The following is a 21,600-nucleotide window of genomic DNA, read 5'->3' as shown; positions in this document are numbered from 1 at the left end:
GGATTTCATTTCAGGGCCCTTTCGACGGCGTTGGTGAAGACTTTGGGGGAGGCCAGTTGCATCTCGCGCGTGGCGATTTCCACCGCGACTTGCACGGTGCTGGCGCGGGTCAAACGCTCGCCGCTGGCGAGGTCGGTGATCAGGTAGTTGACCTTCAAGCGGTTCTCCCACTCCACCAGGCTGGCGCGTACGTTGATGGTCTGGCCGAACACGGCGCCGCGCACGTAGCGCAGTTGCAGGTCGATCACCGGCCAGGCATAGCCCGATTCGAGCATCGCCGCGTAGTTGTGGCCGAGTTTGTCCAGCAGCGCGCAACGCGCCACCTCCAGGTACTTCACGTAATGCCCGTGCCACACGACGTTCATGGTGTCGACGTCAAAAAATGGCACGAGGATTTCAGTGTCGCAATGCAGCACGCCAGGGTTACGCATGCAGCCTCCAGTGTTGTTCGGCGATGCGTTGCAGGCACAGGCGCAGTTCGCCTTCCAGGGCGCGGTCTTCGATGACCGGCGGGAAGTCCTTGGCCAGATCCGCGTGCATGGCGGCCAAGGCCGGTGGCAGCGGCCGCGCATCCTCGGCCTGGGCCCGCAGCCACACGCCCTGGTTGGCGGCGAGCAAGGTCGCGGCGGCGACCTGTTCGGTCAGCTCCAGCACGCGGATCGCATCGCGGGCGGCGATGGTGCCCATGCTCACCTTGTCCTGGTTGTGGCACTCGGTGGAGCGCGAGAACACGCTGGCGGGCATGGTGTTTTTCAGGGCTTCGGCGGTCCAGGCGCTGGTGCCGATCTGCACCGCCTTGAAGCCGTGGTTGATCATGGCGCGGTCAGCCGGCGCGCCGGACAGGTTGCTCGGCAGGCCGTGGTTGTAGCGCACGTCCACCAACAGTGCGAGCTGGCGGTCGAGCAGGTCGGCGACGTTGGCCACCAGGGTCTTGAGGCTGTCCATGGCAAAGGCGATATGCCCGCCGTAGAAGTGCCCGCCGTGCAGCACGCGTTCTTCTTCGGCGTCGATGATCGGGTTGTCGTTGGCGCTGTTCAGCTCGATTTCGATGAACGAACGCAGCCAGTTCAGGCTGTCGGCCAACACGCCGAGGACGTGGGGCGCGCAGCGCAGCGAGTAACGGTCCTGCAGGCGGTGCAGTGGCGCGGTCGGCGCATCGATGGCCAGGTCCTTGCGCAGCCAGGCGGCGACTTGCATCTGCCCCGGGTGCGGCTTGGCGGCGAACAGCCGCTCGTCGAAGTGTTCCGGGTTGCCTTGCAGCGCCACCACGTTCAGCGCGGTGATGCGCGTGGCCAGTTGCAGCAGGTAGTCGGCGCGGGCGAAGGCCAGGCACGCCAGGCCGGTCATCACGGCGGTGCCGTTCATCAGTGCCAGGGCTTCCTTGGGGCGCAGCACCAGCGGGTCCCAGCCCAGTTCGCGGTGCACGTCGGCGGCCTGGCGGCGTTCGCCACGGAACATCACTTCACGTTCGCCGGACAGGGTTGCGGCCACGTAGGACAGGGGCGTCAGGTCACCGCTGGCGCCCACCGAGCCTTCTTCCGGGATCAGCGGCAGCACGTCGTGTTCGAGGAACGCATGCAGGCGCTCCAGCAGCTCCACGCGCACGCCGGATACGCCGTGGCACAGCGACTGCAAACGAGCCGCCAGCACCGCCCGGGTGGCCTGGGCGTCGAGCAACTTGCCCAGGCCGCAACCGTGGAAGGTGTACAGATGACGCGGCAGCGCTTCGACGTGCTGCAAGGGCACCGCCACCACGCAGGAGTCGCCGTATCCGGTGGTCACGCCGTAGATCACGCCTTCCTTGTCCAGCAGCGAGTCGAGGAACTGTGCGCCCTTGGCGATGCGCTGGCGATACGCGGGGTCATCCTGCAACTGCGTAGGCGCCTGACGGTTGGCCAGGGCCAGCACGTCTTCGATGCGCAAAGGGCGTTCGCCAAAGGTTACCGGCTCAAGATGCGTGGTCATCGGTCTTCCAGAAAGGGTAAAAGTTGAACCATTGTCGGGGCGCTTCCAGGCAGAACTCGCCCAGGCGTGCGGCGTAGCGTGCGGTCCACAGGGCTATGACCTGCTCGCGGGTGGTGCGTTTCCATTCGATCAGCGGCGTAAACGGCTCGATGCTCAGGCGATAGCGGCTGCCGTGCTTGAGGCACATCAACAGGTTCACCGGGCATTTGAGCAGGCCGGCCAGCAGCCACGGGCCTTGGGGGAAGGCGGCGTCGTGGCCGAGGAAGTCCACACGCACCGTGCGCCCACCGTGCAGCGGCACGCGGTCGCCGGCGATGGCCAGCCACTCGCCGTCATCCAGGCGCTGGCTGAGCAGCAGCATGGTGGCCGGGTCCAGCTCGCTGACCTGGATCAGGCGCAAGTGCGTCGCCCCGGCCTCGCCCAACAGGCGGTTGAATTGTTCGGCGTGCTTGGTGTGCACCAGCACGTTCATGGTGACCTGTTCACCGATCTCGGCCAGCGCCCGGCACACTTCGAGGTTGCCCAGGTGCGCGCCCACCAGCATCTGCCCGCGCTCGCCCCGCAGTTGCCCGCGCAATTGCGCAGGGTCGTTGATTTCGATCTGCTCCAGGCGCAGCTTGCCGTTCCACACGTCGAGCTTGTCGAGCAACGAGTCGGCAAAGGCCATGAACTGGCCGAAGACTTTCCAGTGGGTAGGGCGCAGTTCGTCACGCCCGCTCCAGTCGGCCAGGCGCTGCTGGTATTGCCAGGCGCTCTGTCGGGCGGTGCGGCCGAACAGGAAGAAGTACAGGACGATGCCGTACAACACCGGGCTCAGCAGTCGACGACCAAGGACCTTGGCGGCGAAGGCGGTGAGTTTCATCAGCCAATAGCTGCCGCGCTCCTCGCGGTCGGCCCAGTGTTTGATGCTGTCGCTCATGCCTGCCACCGCCGCCACAGGATCATCGGCGCGCGGATCAGCATGCCGAAGAACAGCCGGGTGTGCATGGCCGAGATGCGTACGTTGTCGCGGAACAGGCGGAAGTGCGACAGGCCATCGGCCGGGTAATGCACCTGGGTCGGCAGCCAGCGCATCGGTTGGTTGCGCCAGGCCAGGCGTACCAGAATGTCGGAGTCGAAGTCCATGCGCGTGCCGATGTAGGCCGAGTCCATCAGCGCCAGCACCGGTGCCAGCGGGTACACGCGAAAGCCGCACATCGAGTCGCGGATCTGCAACGACAAGGTGTTGATCCACACCCACACGTGGGTCAGGTAGCGCGCGTACAAGCGGCCTTTGGGCACGCTGTCGTCGTATTCGGGATAGCCGCAGATAATCGCATCGGGGTGCCGGCGCGAGGTGTCGATAAAGGTCTCGACTTCGCGCAGGTCATGCTGGCCGTCGGCGTCGACTTGCAGGGCGTGGCTGAAACCCAGGCGTGCGGCTTCGCGAAAGCCGGCCATCACTGCGCCGCCTTTGCCCTGGTTGTTCGGCAAGGTCAGCAGGGTGACGTTGTCCAGGGTTGCCAGTTGCGCCAATACCGCTGCGCACGCCGGGCTGCTGCCGTCATCCACCAACAGGCAGGGCAGGCCGCTGTCCAGCAGGCTGCGGACCACGGCCGGCACGGCGGCTTCGTGGTTGTAGACCGGGATCAGGGCGCAGGGGTCATGCATTGGATGCCACCAACTGAATGCGTCCGCTGGAGCAGGCCGCTACGCCGTTGCGATAGGCGAAATACAATTTGCCGCGTTCCGGGTCAAAGCGCAGGTGCAGTTCGATCCCATCGCCTGGGCGCACTAATTGCTGAAACTTGAGCACTTCCATACCCGCAAAACTCGGTGGCAAATCGAGCAGTTGTTGGCCCAGGTTGAACGCCCACTCGACTTGCACCACGCCCGGCAGCACCGGCGTGACCGGGAAGTGGCCGCTGAAATAGGCCAGGTCTGGCGGGACGCTCAGTTGCACGGTCCATTCGCCGTTGGCTTCGACGCGCTCCAATACTTCCGGTGCCTTGGGCCGGGGTGCCAGCAGCAGTGCCTCGATGTCGGCCTGAGGCAGTTTGCCTTGGCTGTTCAGCGGCAGCTGCCTCAGCAACCGCCAACGACGCGGCAGGGCCAGGGCTTCGCAGTGCTGGCTCAGGTGTTGGCGCAGGGTTTGGGTGACGGTCCGGCGGCCTTGATTGCGCAAGGCATGCAGGCCTTCGGCGCTCAACACCACCAGCGCACCAAGCGAGGCGCGATTTTCCTGGACTACGCCCAGGCGGGTGTCGGCGACCCACGGGTGGGTCATCAACGCGTGTTCCAGCATGGGCAGGGAGATGCGTTTTTCTTCCAGCTTGACGATGCGGTCCAGGCGGCCGAGCAGCTCGAAACGGCCATCGGCATGGATGCGTGCGGCGTCGGCGGTCTGTTCGACATGCCCCTCAGGCAGGTAAGGCGATGCAATGCGCAGGGCACCGTCGGCATCCTGGCTCAGTTGCACGTCGGTAAACGGCTGCCAAGGCTGTGCGCCTTGGCGCCAGGCGATGCCGCCGGTTTCCGAGCTGCCGAGAATCTCGGTCGGCCATTGTTGCAAGCGGTCGTACAGGCTGCCGGCGCCGTCCACCGGCAACGCGCCGCCGGACGAAAACACCCGCGACACGCTGCTCAGCGCCGGCCAGTCGAGGTTATCGCCCATGCGCTTGAGCAGTGCCGGGCTGGCAACCCAGGCAAAGTGCGCATGCTCGCGACTGGCGCGCTGCATGTCTTCGGGGAATGCCAGTTGCTTGCGCACAAAGGTACGGCCGGCGCACAGCGGCCACAGGACGCGGAACAGCAAACCGTAGATGTGTTGGGTGGCGACGCTGCCGATGATGCAGGCGTCCTTGAGGTCCTGGCCCCACAGGGTTTCCAGGGCCTCGACCTCGTTGGCCAGTTGACGCAGGGTCTTGTCGATGCGCTTGGGTTCGCCGCTGGAGCCGGAGGTGCACAGGCTCAGTTGGCAAGCGTCCAGGTCAAGTGCGGCAGCGCTCAATGGCGCCGCATACAGCGACTCAAGGTCAGCCGCTTCGGTCAGCCAGGCATCGACGGCTTCATCCCAGCGTTGGCGGGTCTGAGGTTGCAGGTCGGCGGGCAGCAGTACGCTGACTCCGGCCCGCCAGGCACCCAGCAGGGCAATCGCCAGCAGGCCGGCATCTTCCAGGTACACGGCCAGTCGCTGGATGCCGCGGGCTTGCAGGCCCGCCGCCAGGCTCAGGGAGTATGCCCACAGTTGGGCGTGATTCATGGCAGGTTCGGTGGTAACCGGACGCTGTTCCAGCGGCTCAAGCAGCACGTGCTCAAGTTTCAACCCATTCATACGCGGCCTCGAACCCTTTGTCGTACTAGCCATTCCACGGCAAACAACAGCCCCATCAGCCCGTAGGCGATCAGGCCGTTGTACAACGTCCACCAGCTCAGCGGTGCCCACAGGGTGAGGGCCGCGGCGAGCAGGCCATTACACAGAAAAAACACACTCCACACCACGGTGACCTGGCGGGTGTACACGATGGCATGCGGCGCCAGCACCGGGTCGGTCATGCGCGCCAAGCGCTCGACCATCGGCGGGCCATATTTGAGGCTCAGGCCGAACAGCGCCAGCATGAACGCGCTGACCAGGCTCGGGTACCAGCGCAGCAGGCGGGGGTTGTCGAACCAGGCCAGCAACAGGCAGAACACGATCACCGCCAGCGCCATCCAGCGGCTGCCCGGGCGTCGTGCACCGGTCAGCGCGCGCAGCAGCCACAGACTGCCGAGCAGCAGACCGAATTGCCACGGGGCAAAGTGTTCGGTGCCGTAATACACCGCAAAGGGGTACAGCAGCCCCGCCAGCAACAGGCCAAGGCCGATCAGCCGGCTCATGCGGCAGGCGTGACCAGACGGTACACCGCCTCAACCACGTCGTTCACGGTGCGCACAGCCTTGAATTCCTCGGCGGCGATCTTCTTGCCGGTCTGGCGCTTGATATGGTCGATCAAGTCGACGGCATCGATGCTGTCGATTTCCAGGTCCTGGTACAGGTTGGCGTCCAGAGTGACGCGTTCCGGCGGCAGTTCGAACAGTTCCACCAAGGCATCGCGCAGGGTGTTGAAAATATCGTCACGAGTTTGCATGGTCCGGTCTCAAGCTGCCTGTCTGGCCGTGACGAACGCCGCAAGGCTGGCCACGTTGGTGAAGTGATTGCGGGTGTCCTTGGCGTCGGCATCGATCTTGATGCCGTACTTTTTCTGGATCGCCAGGCCCAGTTCCAGGGCATCTACCGAATCCAGGCCGAGGCCTTCGCCGAACAGGGTCTGATCGCTGCCGATATCGTCGACGCTGATATCTTCCAGGCCCAGGGCCTCGATGATCAGCGCCTTTATGTCGTGCTCAAGGCGGTGTTGGTCGCTCATCTTCGGCGAGCTCCTTAATAAAATAGTGATGCAGGTAATCGTTGAGCTTGCGTGAGGCCTGGGGCGCGGGCCCCAGTGTTGCGAACGCCTGTGGTTCTATATCGGCACCCACCCGCAAACTGAAGTGCACGCGGCATTTAGGGATGCGATACCAGGGTTCGGCCTTGGTCAGCGTGGTCGGGCTGACCTTGATCACCACGGGGGTGATGATTGTCGCACCCCGCAGTGCAATGGCGGCACCGCCACGATGAAAGGCAGGCGCCGCGCCGGGTGTGGTGCGGGTGCCCTCGGGAAAGATGATCAGGGTCTGGCCGCTGCGCAGGGCGTCTGCGGCAGCATCGAGCATCTCGGCACTGCCGTCGTTGCTGATATAACCGGCGTCGCGCACCGGGCCGCGGGTGAACGGGTTCTGCCACAGGCTCTGTTTGACCACGCAATTGGCCTGGCGCACCAGGCCGATCAGGAATACCACGTCGATCAGCGATGGGTGGTTGGCGATGATCATCTGGCCCGGGCGACCGAGCTTTTCGGCGCCTTCGACGCTGTAGGTCAGCACGCCGACGCGTTGCATCAGGCGGATAAAGAACCAGAACAGCCAACTGATCGTGTGACGGGCGCGGCTGCGGTGCTTTGCAGCGTCCCCTGGCAGGCAACTGAGCAACGGAAACACCAGTAAACGCAGGCACAACCCGCCGAAACCGAACAGCGCAAAGCTGGCGGCGGTGGCGAACAGACGCCAGTAATAGGCGTCTCGTGGTTTGTCATTCAGGGCTTGCGTTGCCAGTTCCATACGCGGTTCTTCCAGGCATGTTGGCAGGCGACCTGTTCGGTGAGCAGGGTGCGCAGCAGGTTCAGGGCGTGGGGCCACTGGGTTTGAGTGGGTTGGACAGTGCCGGTACCGAGTTCCAGTTGCCACTCGTCGCCCGGCGTCAGCAGCAGACCGAGGGCGTAGGGGAAGGGCACGTCGACGATCCAGCTGGCATAGGCTTCGGGCGCCTGCTCTTCGGTTATCACCAGTAAAACCGCCGTCGCACCTTCGTTGAGCAGCGCGGCGGCTTCGAGCATGCCGTGCTCCAGGCCATCGCCGGCGGCGGCGAGGGCGGTCATTTCGCTGGTTTCATTGCGCAGGATCGACCAAAGGCCAATCACCGCATTGTGCACCGACAGGCTGAACTGGGTTGGCGACAGCGGTTGTTCGCTGGCCAGGTCGCTGAGGATGTCAAGGGTGCGCGGGGTTTCGCCATGCCGGGAGATAAACACCAGCGGCAGGTCCTGCAGGCCTTCGGCCAGTGGCCAACCCACGCTGAACGCCATGCGCGCCAGCCTGCTCAGGCGGCGGCGTTGCATGGCAGGCAGGAACGAGACATCAGGGGCTGCATCACTTGCGGGCAGCAACGCCGGCGCCTGACACCAGGCGCACCAGTCATCCACGCTATCGAGCCCGGGGGCCCAGGCGCGCCATTGGGCGATGTTGAAAGTGATCACTGAGAAGTTGTCCCGCCCCTGCGGGCTTCCATGTGCGACTTTTGGCCCCGAATACCGGGACAGGGAACAATAGCCGAATGGCGCGCATTATCCCGGTGCCGTGGGGTTCTAGCAAACTTTGGTAAAGATTTGTGCACGGTCGATTACAAAATAGTGGAAAGAATTGACAGATTGTCCTTTACCCAAGGACTGGATGGATTGTCGGACCGTTCTTTTTAATCTGTGGGCTGTGTATGACAGCTATCGTGCCAATGGCATCGTGATGCAGCAGTGCATGGATGAACGAGGTAGCTAACAGGCGCTTTTGCCCTCTACACTCGGACATTCATTGATACACGGAGGTTTTTCCATGCGGCGTGTGGTGTTCAATCAAAAAGGTGGCGTTGGCAAGTCCAGCATTGCCTGCAACCTGGCGGCAGTCAGCGCCAGCGAAGGTTATCGAACCCTGTTGGTGGACCTCGATGCGCAAGCCAATTCAACCCAATACCTCACTGGGCTGACCGGCGACGATATCCCCATGGGTATTGCCGAATTCTTCAAGCAAACCCTGTCTTCCGGGCCGTTTTCGAAGAAAAACCGAGTGGATATCTACGAGACCCCCTTCGACAACCTGCACGTGATCACCGCAACCGCAGAGCTGGCGGACCTGCAGCCCAAGCTCGAGGCCAAGCACAAGATCAACAAGCTGCGAAAGCTGCTGGATGAGCTGAGTGAAGATTACGACCGGATTTACCTGGATACGCCTCCAGCGCTGAATTTTTATGCGGTTTCAGCGCTGATTGCCGCTGATCGCGTGCTGATCCCCTTCGATTGCGACAGCTTCTCGCGCCAGGCCCTGTATGGTCTGCTGGCGGAGATCGAAGAGTTGAAGGAAGACCACAACGAGGACCTCGAAGTGGAAGGCATCGTGGTCAATCAGTTCCAGGCCCGGGCGAGCCTGCCGCAGCAGATGCTGGATGAGTTGATTGCAGAAGGGTTGCCGGTGCTGCCGGTGTACTTGGCCAGCTCCGTGCGCATGCGTGAGTCGCACCAGGAGAGCAAGCCGCTGATCCACCTGGACCCACGGCACAAGCTGACGCAGCAGTTTGTAGAGTTGCATAACCTGCTGGAAAACGCGTGATCCAAAAGACAACACAAAAACCCTGTGGGAGGGGGATGGGTGGTTTCCAAGGCCGAGTTACACGCCTTGGCTACGCAACCAGCTCATCAATTGCGGCAACGCAAGCGCCCCACTCTGGCGCGCCACTTCGCGGCCGTTCTTGAACAGAATCAAACTGGGAATCGAGCGAATCCCCAACTGTGCCGACAACTGCTGATTGGCCTCGCTGTCCAGCTTGGCCAACCGGCACTTGCCCGCCAACTGCCCGGCCGCCTGCTCGAACACCGGCGCAAACGACTTACACGGCCCACACCAGTCCGCCCACACATCCACCAGCAACGGCAAATCGCCCTTGATTTGACTGGCGTAGTCGCCTTGCTTCAACTCAAACGGCTTGTTCGACAAAACCGGCTGCTTGCAGCGCCCGCATTTGGGCGCATCACCCAGGCGTTCACCGGGGATGCGGTTGAGGCCGTTGCAGTGGGGGCAGGGGATGACAAGAGGTTCGGGCATGGTGGGGCTCCAATGAAAGCAGTCAGTGAAGTTCAATGTGGAGCCGGACGCAGGTGTTATCAAGTTATGAAGCGGCGTTGCATATGCTCACAGATTTTTGCGTGCTGGTTGGGCATACCTACCTAGGCTGTGAAAGCGTGTTCGACAAAGCACCACCGGTCCGATCGACTCTATAGCAAATTGCGATAGTCAGCGTTCGAGTTTAACCTTCATAGCAAGATGCGATAGGGATGTTGCATGCGAGTGATCAGTGCGAAGCAAATACGAAATGCCAAGGAAAAATGGCCTCACTCAGCCAGTGCTCTGGATGAGTGGCATCGGAAGGTCAAAGTCATCAACCCTGAAGACTTTGCGACGTTGAGAGCAGTTTTCCCTGCTGTGGATAAAGTGGGGGCGCTGCATGTGTTCAATATCGCAGGCAACAAGCTCCGCCTTATTGCCATCGTGCGCTATCGAATGCAGCGTCTCTACATCCGGCATGTTTTGGACCATCGTGAATACGACAAGGGTAAGTGGAAGGAGTAATGGGAAAAATGAGTGTATTGATCGAGCAAGTCGCCGAGCATTGGAAGTTCGTGTCCCCCTTGTTGCGTAAGCCGAAAACCGAGGCTGATTACGATGTGTTGGTAGAGGCGCTCGACGAATTGCTGGATATCGTGGGGGACGATGAAACCCATCCGCTGATGGGGCTGGTCGATATCATCGGTGATTGGGTTGAGGCCTATGACTTAGAGCATTGGCCAATACCTGAGGCGAGCGGTGTCGATGTATTGCGTTCAATGATGCAGGAGCATGGCTTGACGCAAAGTGACCTGCCTGGTGTCGGCGCTCAGTCGGTTGTCTCAGAAATCCTGAGTGGAAAACGCCAGCTGAACGTTCGGCAGATTCGTTGGCTGGCGGAGTTCTTCAAGGTCCCTGTGGATATGTTCATCTGATCACGATCACGGCGGTGGGCGATCTTCTGGATAGGCCTCCTATGACGAACAACTAATCTCCAAATGTTTCCCCCAATCCGGCGGCCGCTGTGCGTACTGCTCCATCCCCGCTTGCTCCTCAAACGGCTTGGAAAGCACCGCATGCAACCGCCGCACTTCGCTGTAATCCCCGGATTCGGCGGCAACGATGGCGTTCTGCGCCAGGTAGTTGCGCAGGATATACAGCGGGTTCACCGCATGCATCCGCGCACGGCGTTGTTCTTCGCTGAACTCCCCATCCCGCTCAACGCGCGCCTGGTACTGCTCGGCCCAGGCATCAAACCCGGCCAGGTCGACAAAGTCATCGCGCAGCCGCGCTACGGCCAACGCCGCCGATTCATCCCCCAGGCGCCGGAAGAACAGGGTGTAATCCACGCCGCTGTTTTGCATCAGCTTCAGTAAACGCTCGACCAGTTGCTGGTCATCGTCTTCGGCGGTGGTCAGCCCCAAGCGGCGGCGCATCAGGTCCAGGTAGTTCGCTTGATAAAGCGGCAGATACAACCCAAGTGCTTCCTTCAACGCATCGACGCTGATAAACGGTGTCAGCGCCTGCGCCAATGCACTCAAGTTCCACTGCCCGATCGGCACCTGATTACTGAAGGAATAGCGCCCTTCGTGATCCGAGTGGTTGCAGATGAAGTGCGCGTCAAAGTCGTCCAGGAATGCAAACGGTCCGAAGTCGAAGGTGATACCGAGGATCGACATGTTGTCGGTGTTCATCACCCCGTGGCAGAAGCCATACGCCTGCCATTTGGCGATCAGCTCAGCATTGCGCTCGACGATTTCGCGGAACATCGCCAGGTACGGCTCGGGCTGTTCGCGGCATTCGGGGTAGTGCAGGTTGAGCACGTGTTCGGCCAGTTGCGCCTGCTGCTCGGGTTTCTTGGTGTAGTAGAAGTATTCGAAATGCCCGAAGCGGATATGGCTGTGCGCCATGCGCAACACCATCGCGCCGCGTTCCTGTTTTTCGCGCCACACCGGGGTGTCGGAACCGATCACGCACAGCGCGCGGCTGCTGGGGATGCCCAGCGCATGCAGCGCTTCGGACGCGAGGAATTCGCGGATCGACGAGCGCAGCACGGCACGCCCATCGCCCATGCGTGAGTAAGGCGTCATGCCGGCGCCCTTGAGGTGCAGGTCCCAATGCTCGCCCGCCTCGTTGTACACCTCGCCCAGCAACAACCCACGGCCGTCACCCAATTGCGGGGTGTAGCCGCCGAACTGATGCCCGGAATAGACCATCGCCCGCGGCTCTGCCTCGGCCCACAGTTTGTGCCCGCCGAACAGTTCGGCGAACACCGGTGTTTCGGCAACGGCGGGGTCCAGGTCGAGCAGGGCCATGGCGGCCTCGCTCGCCACGACCAGGCGCGGTGCGTCGAGGGGCTCGGGCAATACGTGGGTTGAGAACGCATCGCCCAGGCGTGCGAAGCGGTTGTCGAAGGTCAGTTCGTCGAGGGCTTTCACCGGCCATCTCCAGCAGAATGTCCGAGCATTCTGCTGGGGATAGCGCGGTTAGTCGAGTTTGCTCGGTGGTGGTTCCTGCACGCCGCCGTCATTGGCGGGCTTGGCCGGGGTGTCGACTTCCACCAGTTTGTATTCCTGGCCGTGGAGGTTCTTGAGATAGACCTCCATCTGGCGGAACGAGATGTTGATGTGCTCTTTCTTGAACTCGCGATTGATAAAGCGGTTCACTTCGTCGATCACCGGGTTGCGGTCGCCCAGGTCGCGCACGTGCATGCGCAGTTCATGGTCGAGGGTGCTTTCGCCGAAGTTGAGGAAGTACACATGGGGTTCCGGCTCCTTGAGTACCCGCGGGTTCTCGCGGGCGGCCTTGAGCAGCAGTTCCTTCACGCGGTCCAGGTCGGAGCCGTAGTCCACGCCGAGCTTGAGGGTGACGCGGGTAATGGTGTCGGTCAGTGACCAGTTGATCAGTTGTCCGGTAATGAACGTTTTGTTCGGGACAATGATGTCCTTGCGGTCAAAGTCGGTGATCGTCGTGGCGCGGATGCGGATCTTGCTCACCGTGCCCGACAGGTTGCCGATGGTGATGGTGTCGCCGATGCGCACCGGGCGTTCGAACAGGATCATGATGCCGGAGATGAAGTTGGCGAAGATCTCCTGCATACCAAAGCCCAGGCCCACCGACAGCGCCGCCACCAGCCATTGCAACTTGTCCCAGCTCACGCCGAGGGTCGACAGGGTGGAGACGAAACCGACGCCGGCAATCACGTAGGACAACAGCGTGGTAGTCGCGTAGGCGCTGCCCTGGGCCAGGTCCAGTTTGGACAGCACCAATACTTCGAGCAAACCCGGTAAGTTGCGCGCGAGCGCGAAGGTAATGCCGATGATGATCAGCGCGCCGAGCAAGTCGCCGATGCTGATGGGCACCATGCTGATATTCGCACCGGTGCCGCTGGTGTATTCGTACAGCGTGACGTTATCCAGGTAGGAAAATACCGAGATCAGGTCCGCCCACACCCAATACAGCGCGGCGATAAAACCGCCGAGCAATGCCAGGCGAATCAGGCGCATGGACTGCTCGTTGACCTGCTCGATGTCCAGGGTCGGTTCTTCGATCACCGCTTCGCCGTCGCCGGCTTCCTTGGCGGCCTGGCGTTTGGCCAGGGCGCGCGCATAGGCCAGGCGCCGGGCGGCAACGCCCAGGCCACGGACGAAGGTGGCTTCGATCACCAGCCAGAACATCAGCAGGTACAGGGTATTGATCAGCCGGTCGCTGAGCTTGAGTGCGGTGTAGTAGTAGCCGAAGCACACGGCGATAAACAGCGCGATGGGCAGCGCGGTAAACAGCAGGCCCACGGCCTTGCGAAACAGCGAAGCCTTTTCGTGCGTAGGGCTGTTGAGCAACAGGCGGCCCAGCAGCCAGGCCATCAGCGCGTAGCAGGTCAGCACCACGCCGATGCCCAGCACGTCGTCGGCCAGCGCCGCGGGTTGGTGTTCAGCGATGGCGACCACGGCCACCAGGGCCAATACCACCAGCCCGAGTTTGCGCACCCAGCCTTGCAGGAATTCGACCTGGGGCTTTTCCCAGCGAAAGTGCAGTTCGGCCACGCCACCGGGCGCCAGGATGCGATAGGCGGTGTAGAACACCAGCCAGGCCTGAGCGATCTGCAACAGGGCTGAACCGAGGTTGGCGTTTTGCCCACGGGCGTCGATTTGCAGCGCATACCCGCACAGCGCAAGGCCGAGGGACACCGGCATCGCCAGCAGGATGTTGATCAGGATGGCCTGGGGCGTGTGCCACTGGCTGTCGCGCTTGAAGTGGCCGATGTCCAGGTGCACCTTGTTCAGGCGCTGGTACAGGTTTTTACGACGCCACAGCAACGCGCCGATCAACAGCAGCAGGGGCAGGAACAGCAGCGGGCGTTGGGTCAGGCCGTCATACAGTTCGCTGACGCTGGACGCCCAGGGCAGGGTGGCGACTTGCTTGCTCAGGTGCGCGGGGACGGTTTCCAGCCATTCGGTATCCAGCGGCTTGTTGCTGGGAATCCAGAACATCTGCTCATCCAGCGTCGCGCGCAGGGTGGTGGCGGTGCTAAGCAGTTGTTTCTGGTTCAGTTGCAACGTGATGGATTCGTTTAGCAGCGCGCTCAGTTCACGGCTCAGGCGCTCCAGCAGGTCGCTGCGGGTGATCGCCAATTCGAGCAAGGTGCGGCGCAGCTGCGGGGTGACATCCTCCGGCGCCTGGTTCGCCAGCAGGTTATCCACATAGGCGCTGGGCGAGCTGATCAGCTCGCGCTGCTGGTTGACCTCGAACTGGTACAGGCGAATGTTGGCGATGTCGTCCGCCAGGTCGCGGTCCACGGTGAGACGCGGCAGGGCCTGCTTTTGCTTGTAGAGGATCTTTGACAGCAGCAGGCTGCCCTTGAGCACGTTGATTTGCTCGTCCAAGGCCGAGTCGCTCTGGGTCACGGTGTCCAGTTGCTGCTTGGTCTGCAGGTTCTTCTGGGTCAGGTCGTTGAGGCGGTCGGTACTTTTGAGCAGGTAGTCGGACAGCTTCAGGTTGGCCGCGCTTTCCGTGGCCAGCAGGCTGCTGCCACCGGCCTTTTGCGCTTCGATGGACTGCTGGGTCACGGTCTGCTGGGACTGGGCCAGGCGCTTCTGGTTGATCAGGGTCTGCAGGTCCTGGATCTCTTGTTCCAGGCGTGCGGTCTTTTCCATCACCAGGTCATGCTGGCTGTTGCCCAGGTCTTGCAGCTGGCTGTTGCCAGCCAGTTCCTGGCGGCGCAGGGGGATCAGCGCGTTGAGGGCCGCAAGTTCGGCGTTGAGCTGGTTGCGCTGGTCGGCGCTGAGGGTCTTGCCGTTGTCTTTACCGGCCTTGAGGGTCGAGTTGATCTGCAGAATGCGCGTCTGGCTGTTGCTGATTTCGGTCTGGGCGCGCTCAGGACGGGTCTGGGCGGCGATGGACAGGCTGTTGGCATCGGCCAGTTCTTTTTGCAGGTCGCCTTGCTGGGTGCTGCGCTGCACCAGCAACTGTTCAAGCTGTGGCACCGGCAGGCTGGCGTAGCGCTGGGCGACCGGGATGACTTTGGTTGCCTTGAGCCGGGTCAGTTCGCGCTGGTTCTCGGTGGTCTGGCGCGGGGCGTCTTCCAGTTGGCGCTTGAGGTCGGCCAGGCGCTGCTCGTAATCCTGCTTGTTGCCCAGGTACGTCAGGGTTTGCTGCAGGATGGTCTGCAGCGCCTTCATGTCGGCGTCGGGCAGCTTGCGGTCGGGCAGCTTGTCCAGGGTTTGCTGGATAGCCTCGGCGCTGGGCGGGTCGGCGGCGTGGACGACGCCGACACACAGGGTCAGGCTCAGCAGGGCAGTGGCGAGAAGAGTGCGCAAGGTTGGCATAGAGACCGGTCGTGCAAGGTGAAGAATCGGGGGCGTCATCGCCCCGCAGTTTAGAGGAAGAGTCCGGGGCCCGGGCGACTTCCTTCGGGGAATCTGACGCCCACTTTGCCGATCTTGTTCCCGTCCATGACCGCAACGGTCCAGATGGTGTTGTTCCACTCCACCTGGTCGCCGACGATGGGCGCGCCCCCGACTTTCTGGGTGATGAAGCTGCTCAGCGGCATGTCCGGGTCGATGCCCTCCAGCTTCAGGCCGTACAAGGCCGACACCGCGCCCAGCTGGGCGTCGCCTTCCAGCACGAAGTCGCCGAAGAAGCGCAGATCCAGCCCGCGTTGCGGAGCCTGGCTGAACAGTTTGCCCAGGGCTGGCAGGTTGTGTTCGTGGCCGATCACGCAGAGCAAGTCGCCGACTTCCAGCACGGTACTACCCGACGGATGGAGCAGTTGCTGGCCACGGAACAGCGCGGCAATCCGCGTGCCTTCGGGCATTTTCAGCTCGCGCAGGGCGGCACCGATGCACCATTTTTCCGCGCCCAGGCGGTAGACGAACAGCTCCCATTCGCTGGTGACGTGCACTTCCAGCGCCGCGCGGGAAATCGGCGCCGGGTCCGGCGGGACGGTGACCTTGAGCAGCTTGGCGACCCACGGTAGGCTCGTGCCCTGCACCAGCAGTGACACCAGTACGATAAAGAACGCCAGGTTGAAGTACAGCTGCGCATGGGGCAGTCCGGCCATCAGCGGGAACACCGCCAGAATGATCGGCACCGCGCCGCGCAACCCGACCCAGGCGATAAAGGCTTTTTCGCGGCCATGGAACGCCTTGAAGGGCAGCAGGCCAACCATCACCGACAGCGGCCGTGCAAACAGGATCATCCACAGCGCCAGGCCCAGGGCCGGCAACGCAATCGGCAGCAAGTCATGGGGCGTGACCAGCAGGCCCAGCACCAGGAACATGCCGATCTGCGCCAGCCAGGCCATGCCGTCGAGCATATGCAGAATGCCATGACGGCTGCGCACCGGGCGGTTGCCTATCACCAGGCCGCACAGGTACACGGCGAGGAAGCCGCTGCCGTGCAGGGCGTTGGTCACGGCAAATACGAACAGGCCACCGGCGATCACCAGGATCGGGTACAGGCCGGTGGCCAGGTTGATGCGGTTGACCATCTGCAACATCAACCAGCCGCCGCCCAGGCCGACGATGCCGCCGATGCCGAATTCGCGCACCAGGTGCGTCAGCAGGCTCCAGTGCAGGCCGGTCTGGCCGCTGGCGAGCATGTCGATCAGGGTGACCGTGAGAAACACCGCCATCGGGTCGTTGCTGCCGGATTCGATCTCCAGGCTGGCGGTGACCCGTTCGTTCAGGCCTTTGCCGCCGAGCAGCGAGAACACGGCTGCGGCGTCCGTCGAGCCGACAATCGCACCAATCAGCAAGCCCTGGATGATATTGAGGTCAAACAGCCAGGCCGCGGCCATGCCGGTGAGGCCGGTGGTAATCAACACCCCCACCGTGGCCAGCGACAACGCCGGCCAGAGTGCCACGCGGAAACTCGCCACCCGCGTGCGCAAACCGCCATCAAGCAGGATCACGGCCAGGGCGAGGTTGCCCACCAGGTAGGCGGTCGGGTAGTTGTCGAAGATGATGCCGCCGCCGTCGACGCCGGCGACCATGCCCACGGCCAGGATGATCACCAGGATCGGGATCCCCAGGCGGGACGAAAGAGAACTCACTAGAATGCTCGCACTTACCAGCAACGCGCCGATCAGGAACAGGCTGTTGATGGTCGTCGCATTCAAAGGCAGTACTCCATGGGCAAACAAGACAGGGCGCAAACTGACCATGCAGTCTGCGTGCCAGCGATTCTAACCTGTTGAATTGCTGCGCTGTCAAAAAGCTTTTCCAGATTCACAGCGATTCAAATGTGGGAGGGGGCAAGCCCACTCCCACAGTTTTGACCCAGTTGTTTCAGTCAGAGGCGGAAGCGGCCGACCATGCCGTTCAGGTCCACTGCCAGGCGCGACAGTTCACTGCTCGCCGCGCTTGTCTGGCTGGCGCCGGTGGCCGACTGCACCGACAAATCGCGGATGTTCACCAGGTTGCGGTCCACTTCCCGCGCCACCTGCGCCTGCTCTTCCGCCGCGCTGGCGATCACCAGGTTGCGCTCGTTGATCTCGACGATTGCGGTGTTGATGGTATCCAGTGACATCCCGGCACCTTTGGCGATGTTCAGCGTCGATTCGGCGCGTTCGGTGCTGTTGCGCATAGAATCCACCGCGTGCTCGGTGCCGGCCTGGATACTGCCGATCATCCGCTCGATTTCGCTGGTCGACTGCTGTGTGCGATGGGCCAGGGCCCGCACCTCATCGGCCACTACCGCAAAGCCGCGACCGGCTTCACCGGCACGCGCGGCTTCAATCGCCGCGTTCAGGGCCAGCAGGTTAGTCTGGTCGGCCAGGCCACGGATCACGTCGAGTACCTTGCCGATATCGCGGGACTCATTGGCCAGGTCGCCAATCAGGGTCGCGGTGGCTTGCACGTCGGCGCTCATGCGCTCGATGGCGCCGACCGTTTCCTGCACCAGATCACGGCCATCACCGGCGGAGGTGGTGGCGTTGCGCGACGCTTCGGAGGTGCTCACCGCATTGCGAGCAACTTCTTCGACGGCACTGGTCATTTCATTCACCGCCGTGGCGGCTTGTTCGATTTCATTGTTTTGCTGGGTCAGGCCACGGGCGCTTTCGTCGGTGACCGCGTTCAACTCTTCGGCGGCCGATGCCAACTGGGTGGCGGAACCGGCGATGCGTTGCAGGGTGTCGCGCAGCTTGTCCTGCATCTTGGCCATGGCTGCCAGCAGGCGCCCGGCTTCGTCGTTGCCGTCGACCTTGATCGGGCGGGTCAGGTTGCCTTCGGCCACTTCTTCCGCAGCTTCCAATGCCTGGGAAATGGGCAGTGTGATGCTGCGGGTCAACAGCCAGGCAAACAGCAGGGTCAGCAGCGTGGCGACCACCAACAGGCTTACCACCAGGTTGAAGGCCATGTTGTATTGGTCCTCGGCTTCCTTATTGGTGGTCAGGGCCATCGTGTTGTTGAGGTCCAGCAGCCGCGTGAGCACGGCGTTGACTTGCTCGGAGTTGCTGAGCAATTCGGTGTTGAGCAGGCTGCGCAGTTCCTCCACTTGATTGGCCCGTGACAGGCTCTTCATGCGCTCTTCAATCTGGTGGTACTGGCCGAGCAGGCGTACGTACTCGTCATAGGTCGAACGCTCCTCACTGCTCTCGATCAGTTTTTCGTAGATGCCCTGGGCGGTGCGGATCTGCTGGTTGCGCAGCTCGAAGGCTTCCAGGGTTTTCTGTTGCACATCCGGTTCACGGTTGGTCAGCAGGCGGTACGACAGCACCCGCAGGCGCAGGGTCAGTTGGGTGAACTCATCCAGGGCGCGAATGCTCGGCACGCTGGACAGGGTGATGTCTTCGGTGGCGGCGCGGATTTTGCTCATCTGATTCAGGGCGAACACACCGAGAAACAACATCAACGCACCAATAAACGCGAAGCCGAGGAAGGCCCTCGGAGCGATATTCATATTACGAAGCGACATGCGGGAATCCTGGGGGAGAAGCGCGATCCGTGCGGCCGTGAGACGGGGTGTGCCTCTCTATCGGTCGTACGACTAAAGTCTAAAGGGGCGTGTGCGGTTTTGTCGCACCTGACGAGGGGTTTGACTGATTCAGGAACCAGATCCGGTAAATGCAGTCACTAAGGCTCGAAAGTGCGGCCCGGCCCTTAAAAAACGGGCCGCGCGCCGGGGATAACCCTGGCATCCGAGGTGAATTTTCTTTATCGTCACCGCCCTTTGAAAAGCCAGAGAAATCAAAATGTTAGAAGCATCTCTCAGCCAATTGGAACAACTCGTCAGCGACCTCGTACAACAGAATCAGGACCTGCTGGGCAGCAATGAATCCCTCAAGGCCGAACTGGCCCGCGCCAAGGATGAGAACGACAGCCTGCAACTGAGCCTGATGGAACAGGAAGAGAAGCACGGCGCCACCGCCGCCCGTATCCAGGCGCTGGTTGAGCGTGTGAGTGCAGGGCCTGTCAGCGCATGAGTGAAGGGATAAAGGTCGTTTCGATTCTCGGAGAGGATTACTCGATCAAGGCCCCGCCTGGGGAAGATAAGACCCTGATGCACGCCGTGACCCTGCTCAAGGCCTCCCTGGCCACCACCAAGAAAAAGTACCCGACCCTGATCGGTGACAAATTACTGGTGCTGGCGGCGCTGAACCTGTGCGCCGAGCAGATCGAAATGCAGCAGGCTCACCAGCAGGAACTCGACCGTTACCAAGAGCAAGTCAGCGCCACGGTCGATGTGATTTCCAAGGCGATCGGAACGCCTTAGAACCACTCCTCCTGCATACCGAGGCACGTGTCATCGCGTGCCTCCAGAATCGCCAGTTCATGATGGCAGCCCGGTACTTCCCAGGTCAGGAAGTACCGGGCTGCCCGGAGCTTGCCTTTGTAGAAGGCCACATCGGCCGCATTGCCCTTGGCCAAGCCTTCTTCGGCGCGAATTGCCTGTTCCAGCCAGCGCCAGCCAATCACCGTATGTCCGAACACCTTCAAGTACAGCGCCGAGTTCGCCAGGCTGCTGTTGACCTTGCCCTGGGCGAGATCCGTCAGCAGGCCGATGGTCACGCCTTGCAGGCGGTTCACCAGTTGTTCCAGCGGTTCCCTCAGTGCAGTGAGGCTTGGATATTGCTGCGCACGGGCGCCGGTTTCGGCGATCAACCTGATGAGTTGCTTCAAGCCCGCGCCGCCATTTTGTGCCAGCTTGCGCCCCAGCAAATCCAGGGACTGAATGCCATGGGTGCCTTCATGGATCGGGTTCAGGCGGTTATCACGGTAGTACTGCTCCACCGGGTATTCACGGGTGTAGCCGTGGCCGCCGAGAATCTGGATCGCCAGTTCGTTGGCCTTGAGGCAGAACTCCGACGGCCAGGATTTGACGATGGGGGTCAGCAGGTCCAGCAGTTCATGGGCCTGTTTGCGCGCGTCTTCGGTTTCCAGGGTGGTGGTGTCGTCGAACAGGCGTGCGGCGTAGAGGCCCAGGTCGAAGGCGCCTTCCACATAGGATTTTTGTGTGAGCAGCATGCGCTTGATGTCGGCGTGCTGGATGATCGAGACCGGTGCGGTTGTAGGATCCTTGCTGTCGGGCAGGCGACCTTGAGGGCGTTCGCGGGCGTACTCCAGGGAATAGAGGTAGCCGGCGTAGCCAAGCATTACCGCGCCCATGCCCACGCCGATGCGTGCCTCGTTCATCATCTGGAACATGCAGCTCAACCCCTGGTGCGGTTTACCCACCAGATAACCGACACAGTTGCCGTTATCGCCGAAATTCAACGCCGTGGAGGTGGTGCCGCGCCAGCCCATCTTGTGGAACAGACCGGCCAGCAACACATCGTTGCGCTCGCCCAGGCTGCCATCGTCGTTGACCAGGAACTTGGGCACGATAAACAGCGAAATGCCCTTCACCCCGGCGGGCGCGTCCGGCAGCTTGGCCAGCACCATGTGCACGATGTTTTCCGACAGCGGGTGATCGCCGCCGGAAATAAAGATCTTGTTGCCCTTGAGGCGATAGGTGCCGTCAGCCGCTGGTTCTGCGCGGGTGCGAATATCCGACAGCGATGAACCTGCATGGGGTTCAGTCAGTGCCATGGTGCCGAAGAAACGGCCGTCGATCATCGGTTGCAGGAAGCGTTGTTTCTGATCGTCGGTGCCGAAGCTTTCGATCAGGTTGGCGGCGCCCATGGTCAGGAACGGGTAGGACGTGGACGCGGCGTTCGCCGATTGGAAGTGCGCGAAACAGGCTTGTGACAACAGGGTGGGCAGTTGCATGCCACCGGCTTCGAAACTGCGTGCTGCGTTGAGGAAACCGGCTTCAAGGAACGCATCCACCGCCGGTTTGACCTCCGGAATCAGAATGGCCTTGCCGTCTTCGTAGCGCGGTTCGTTCTCGTCGTTCTTGCGGTTGTGGGGCGCAAAGTATTTTTCCGCAATGCTGCGGGCGGTGCTGATGGCCGCGTCGAAGGTTTCGCGATTGTGCTCGGCAAACCGCTCGCGCTGGGTCAGGCCCTCGGCATCGAGGACTTCGTACAGCTCGAAAGCCAGATTGCGGGAACTGAGCAGCGTCTCGGACATGGCGGATTACCTTTGGAGGAATTGGCCTGAGTCTAAGTGCGCGAATAGAGGCTGGATAGCAACATTGATTTGGGTGATGCAGAGGCAAAACGCGGGTGGGAGGTAGGGTGCAGGCCATGTGGGAGGGGGCTTGCCCCCG

At 62.0% G+C, this 21,600-nt stretch carries 20 protein-coding genes and 2 pseudogenes; 5 read left to right on the top strand and 17 right to left on the bottom strand.

The window, feature by feature from the left end:
- Positions 1-5: 5 nt before the first annotated feature.
- The 10 genes from BFN10_RS27365 to BFN10_RS27320 are packed head-to-tail and all read right to left on the bottom strand — an operon-like array spanning position 6 to position 7,835.
- On the bottom strand, positions 6-431 hold the full coding sequence (locus tag BFN10_RS27365; protein WP_071492348.1) for an acyl-CoA thioesterase: 426 nt from the start codon (positions 429-431) through the stop codon (positions 6-8).
- Entirely contained in the window at positions 424-1,965 is a 1,542-nt protein-coding gene (locus BFN10_RS27360) for an HAL/PAL/TAL family ammonia-lyase (RefSeq protein WP_071492347.1), read from the bottom strand. Before BFN10_RS27360 ends, BFN10_RS27365 begins: the two co-directional genes overlap by 8 nt.
- Entirely contained in the window at positions 1,949-2,884 is a 936-nt protein-coding gene (locus BFN10_RS27355) for an LpxL/LpxP family acyltransferase (protein WP_071492346.1), read from the bottom strand. Before BFN10_RS27355 ends, BFN10_RS27360 begins: the two co-directional genes overlap by 17 nt.
- Positions 2,881-3,615 (bottom strand): glycosyltransferase family 2 protein, encoded by a 735-nt coding sequence (locus tag BFN10_RS27350; protein WP_071492345.1) that lies wholly within the window; start codon positions 3,613-3,615, stop codon positions 2,881-2,883. Before BFN10_RS27350 ends, BFN10_RS27355 begins: the two co-directional genes overlap by 4 nt.
- On the bottom strand, positions 3,608-5,278 hold the full coding sequence (locus BFN10_RS27345) for an acyl-CoA synthetase family protein (RefSeq protein ID WP_071492344.1): 1,671 nt from the start codon (positions 5,276-5,278) through the stop codon (positions 3,608-3,610). Before BFN10_RS27345 ends, BFN10_RS27350 begins: the two co-directional genes overlap by 8 nt.
- Positions 5,275-5,820 (bottom strand): COG4648 family protein, encoded by a 546-nt coding sequence (locus BFN10_RS27340; protein ID WP_071492343.1) that lies wholly within the window; start codon positions 5,818-5,820, stop codon positions 5,275-5,277. Before BFN10_RS27340 ends, BFN10_RS27345 begins: the two co-directional genes overlap by 4 nt.
- A complete protein-coding gene (locus BFN10_RS27335) occupies positions 5,817-6,071 on the bottom strand; it encodes an acyl carrier protein (protein ID WP_016979215.1) in 255 nt (84 codons plus the stop codon). Before BFN10_RS27335 ends, BFN10_RS27340 begins: the two co-directional genes overlap by 4 nt.
- Before the next feature lie 9 nt (positions 6,072-6,080).
- Positions 6,081-6,350, bottom strand: coding sequence for a phosphopantetheine-binding protein (locus tag BFN10_RS27330; RefSeq protein ID WP_071492342.1), 270 nt, complete (start codon positions 6,348-6,350; stop codon positions 6,081-6,083).
- Positions 6,328-7,140: a lysophospholipid acyltransferase family protein gene (locus BFN10_RS27325; protein WP_071492341.1), complete on the bottom strand. Its 813-nt coding sequence runs from the start codon at positions 7,138-7,140 to the stop codon at positions 6,328-6,330. The genes BFN10_RS27330 and BFN10_RS27325 overlap by 23 nt, the downstream gene beginning before the upstream one ends.
- On the bottom strand, positions 7,116-7,835 hold the full coding sequence (locus tag BFN10_RS27320; RefSeq protein WP_071492340.1) for a beta-ketoacyl synthase chain length factor: 720 nt from the start codon (positions 7,833-7,835) through the stop codon (positions 7,116-7,118). Before BFN10_RS27320 ends, BFN10_RS27325 begins: the two co-directional genes overlap by 25 nt.
- Before the next feature lie 349 nt (positions 7,836-8,184).
- On the opposite strand from BFN10_RS27320, the gene BFN10_RS27315 reads away from it, so the two are divergent.
- Entirely contained in the window at positions 8,185-8,955 is a 771-nt protein-coding gene (locus BFN10_RS27315; protein WP_071492339.1) for a ParA family protein, read from the top strand.
- 57 nt (positions 8,956-9,012) lie between these two features.
- Here the strand turns inward: BFN10_RS27315 and trxC are convergent, their stop codons facing one another.
- Positions 9,013-9,447, bottom strand: coding sequence for a thioredoxin TrxC (trxC, locus tag BFN10_RS27310; protein WP_071492338.1), 435 nt, complete (start codon positions 9,445-9,447; stop codon positions 9,013-9,015).
- Between the two features lie 237 nt (positions 9,448-9,684).
- On the opposite strand from trxC, the gene BFN10_RS27305 reads away from it, so the two are divergent.
- Both BFN10_RS27305 and BFN10_RS27300 read left to right on the top strand, forming a co-directional pair.
- A complete protein-coding gene (locus tag BFN10_RS27305) occupies positions 9,685-9,972 on the top strand; it encodes a type II toxin-antitoxin system HigB family toxin (RefSeq protein WP_071492337.1) in 288 nt (95 codons plus the stop codon).
- Positions 9,973-9,980: 8 nt separating this feature from the next.
- The gene (locus BFN10_RS27300; RefSeq protein ID WP_071492530.1) at positions 9,981-10,382 is read left to right on the top strand and encodes a helix-turn-helix domain-containing protein; all 402 of its coding nucleotides are present in this window, start codon (positions 9,981-9,983) and stop codon (positions 10,380-10,382) included.
- Positions 10,383-10,421: 39 nt separating this feature from the next.
- On the opposite strand, the gene selO is transcribed toward BFN10_RS27300, so the two are convergent.
- The 5 genes and pseudogenes from selO to BFN10_RS30260 form a co-directional block, all read right to left on the bottom strand.
- Positions 10,422-11,885, bottom strand: coding sequence for a protein adenylyltransferase SelO (gene selO / locus BFN10_RS27295; protein WP_071492336.1), 1,464 nt, complete (start codon positions 11,883-11,885; stop codon positions 10,422-10,424).
- A gap of 48 nt (positions 11,886-11,933) precedes the next feature.
- Complete coding sequence (gene mscK / locus BFN10_RS27290; RefSeq protein ID WP_071492335.1) at positions 11,934-15,272, bottom strand: mechanosensitive channel MscK; 3,339 nt, start codon at positions 15,270-15,272, stop codon at positions 11,934-11,936.
- 50 nt (positions 15,273-15,322) lie between these two features.
- Complete coding sequence (locus BFN10_RS27285; RefSeq protein ID WP_058423526.1) at positions 15,323-17,065, bottom strand: potassium/proton antiporter; 1,743 nt, start codon at positions 17,063-17,065, stop codon at positions 15,323-15,325.
- A 173-nt stretch (positions 17,066-17,238) separates the two neighbouring features.
- Positions 17,239-17,838, bottom strand: a pseudogene (locus BFN10_RS30265) (methyl-accepting chemotaxis protein); the annotation flags it as partial.
- 303 nt (positions 17,839-18,141) lie between these two features.
- Positions 18,142-18,798: pseudogene (locus BFN10_RS30260) on the bottom strand (MCP four helix bundle domain-containing protein); the annotation flags it as partial.
- A 343-nt stretch (positions 18,799-19,141) separates the two neighbouring features.
- Here BFN10_RS30260 and BFN10_RS27275 point away from each other — a divergent pair.
- Positions 19,142-19,372, top strand: a complete 231-nt coding sequence (locus tag BFN10_RS27275) for a hypothetical protein (RefSeq protein WP_058423524.1) — start codon at positions 19,142-19,144, stop codon at positions 19,370-19,372.
- Positions 19,369-19,662, top strand: coding sequence for a cell division protein ZapA (locus BFN10_RS27270; protein ID WP_071492333.1), 294 nt, complete (start codon positions 19,369-19,371; stop codon positions 19,660-19,662). The genes BFN10_RS27275 and BFN10_RS27270 overlap by 4 nt, the downstream gene beginning before the upstream one ends.
- Here BFN10_RS27270 and BFN10_RS27265 read toward each other — a convergent pair.
- Positions 19,659-21,461, bottom strand: a complete 1,803-nt coding sequence (locus BFN10_RS27265; RefSeq protein ID WP_071492332.1) for an acyl-CoA dehydrogenase — start codon at positions 21,459-21,461, stop codon at positions 19,659-19,661. The two genes, BFN10_RS27270 and BFN10_RS27265, sit on opposite strands and share 4 nt — an antisense overlap.
- Positions 21,462-21,600 lie beyond the last annotated feature (139 nt).

It is taken from the genome of Pseudomonas extremorientalis, assembly GCF_001870465.1.
Classification (GTDB): Bacteria; Pseudomonadota; Gammaproteobacteria; order Pseudomonadales; family Pseudomonadaceae; genus Aquipseudomonas; species Aquipseudomonas extremorientalis.
The sequence above is the reverse complement of the archived record's forward strand: the minus strand, read 5'-3'. Positions and strand labels throughout refer to the sequence as shown.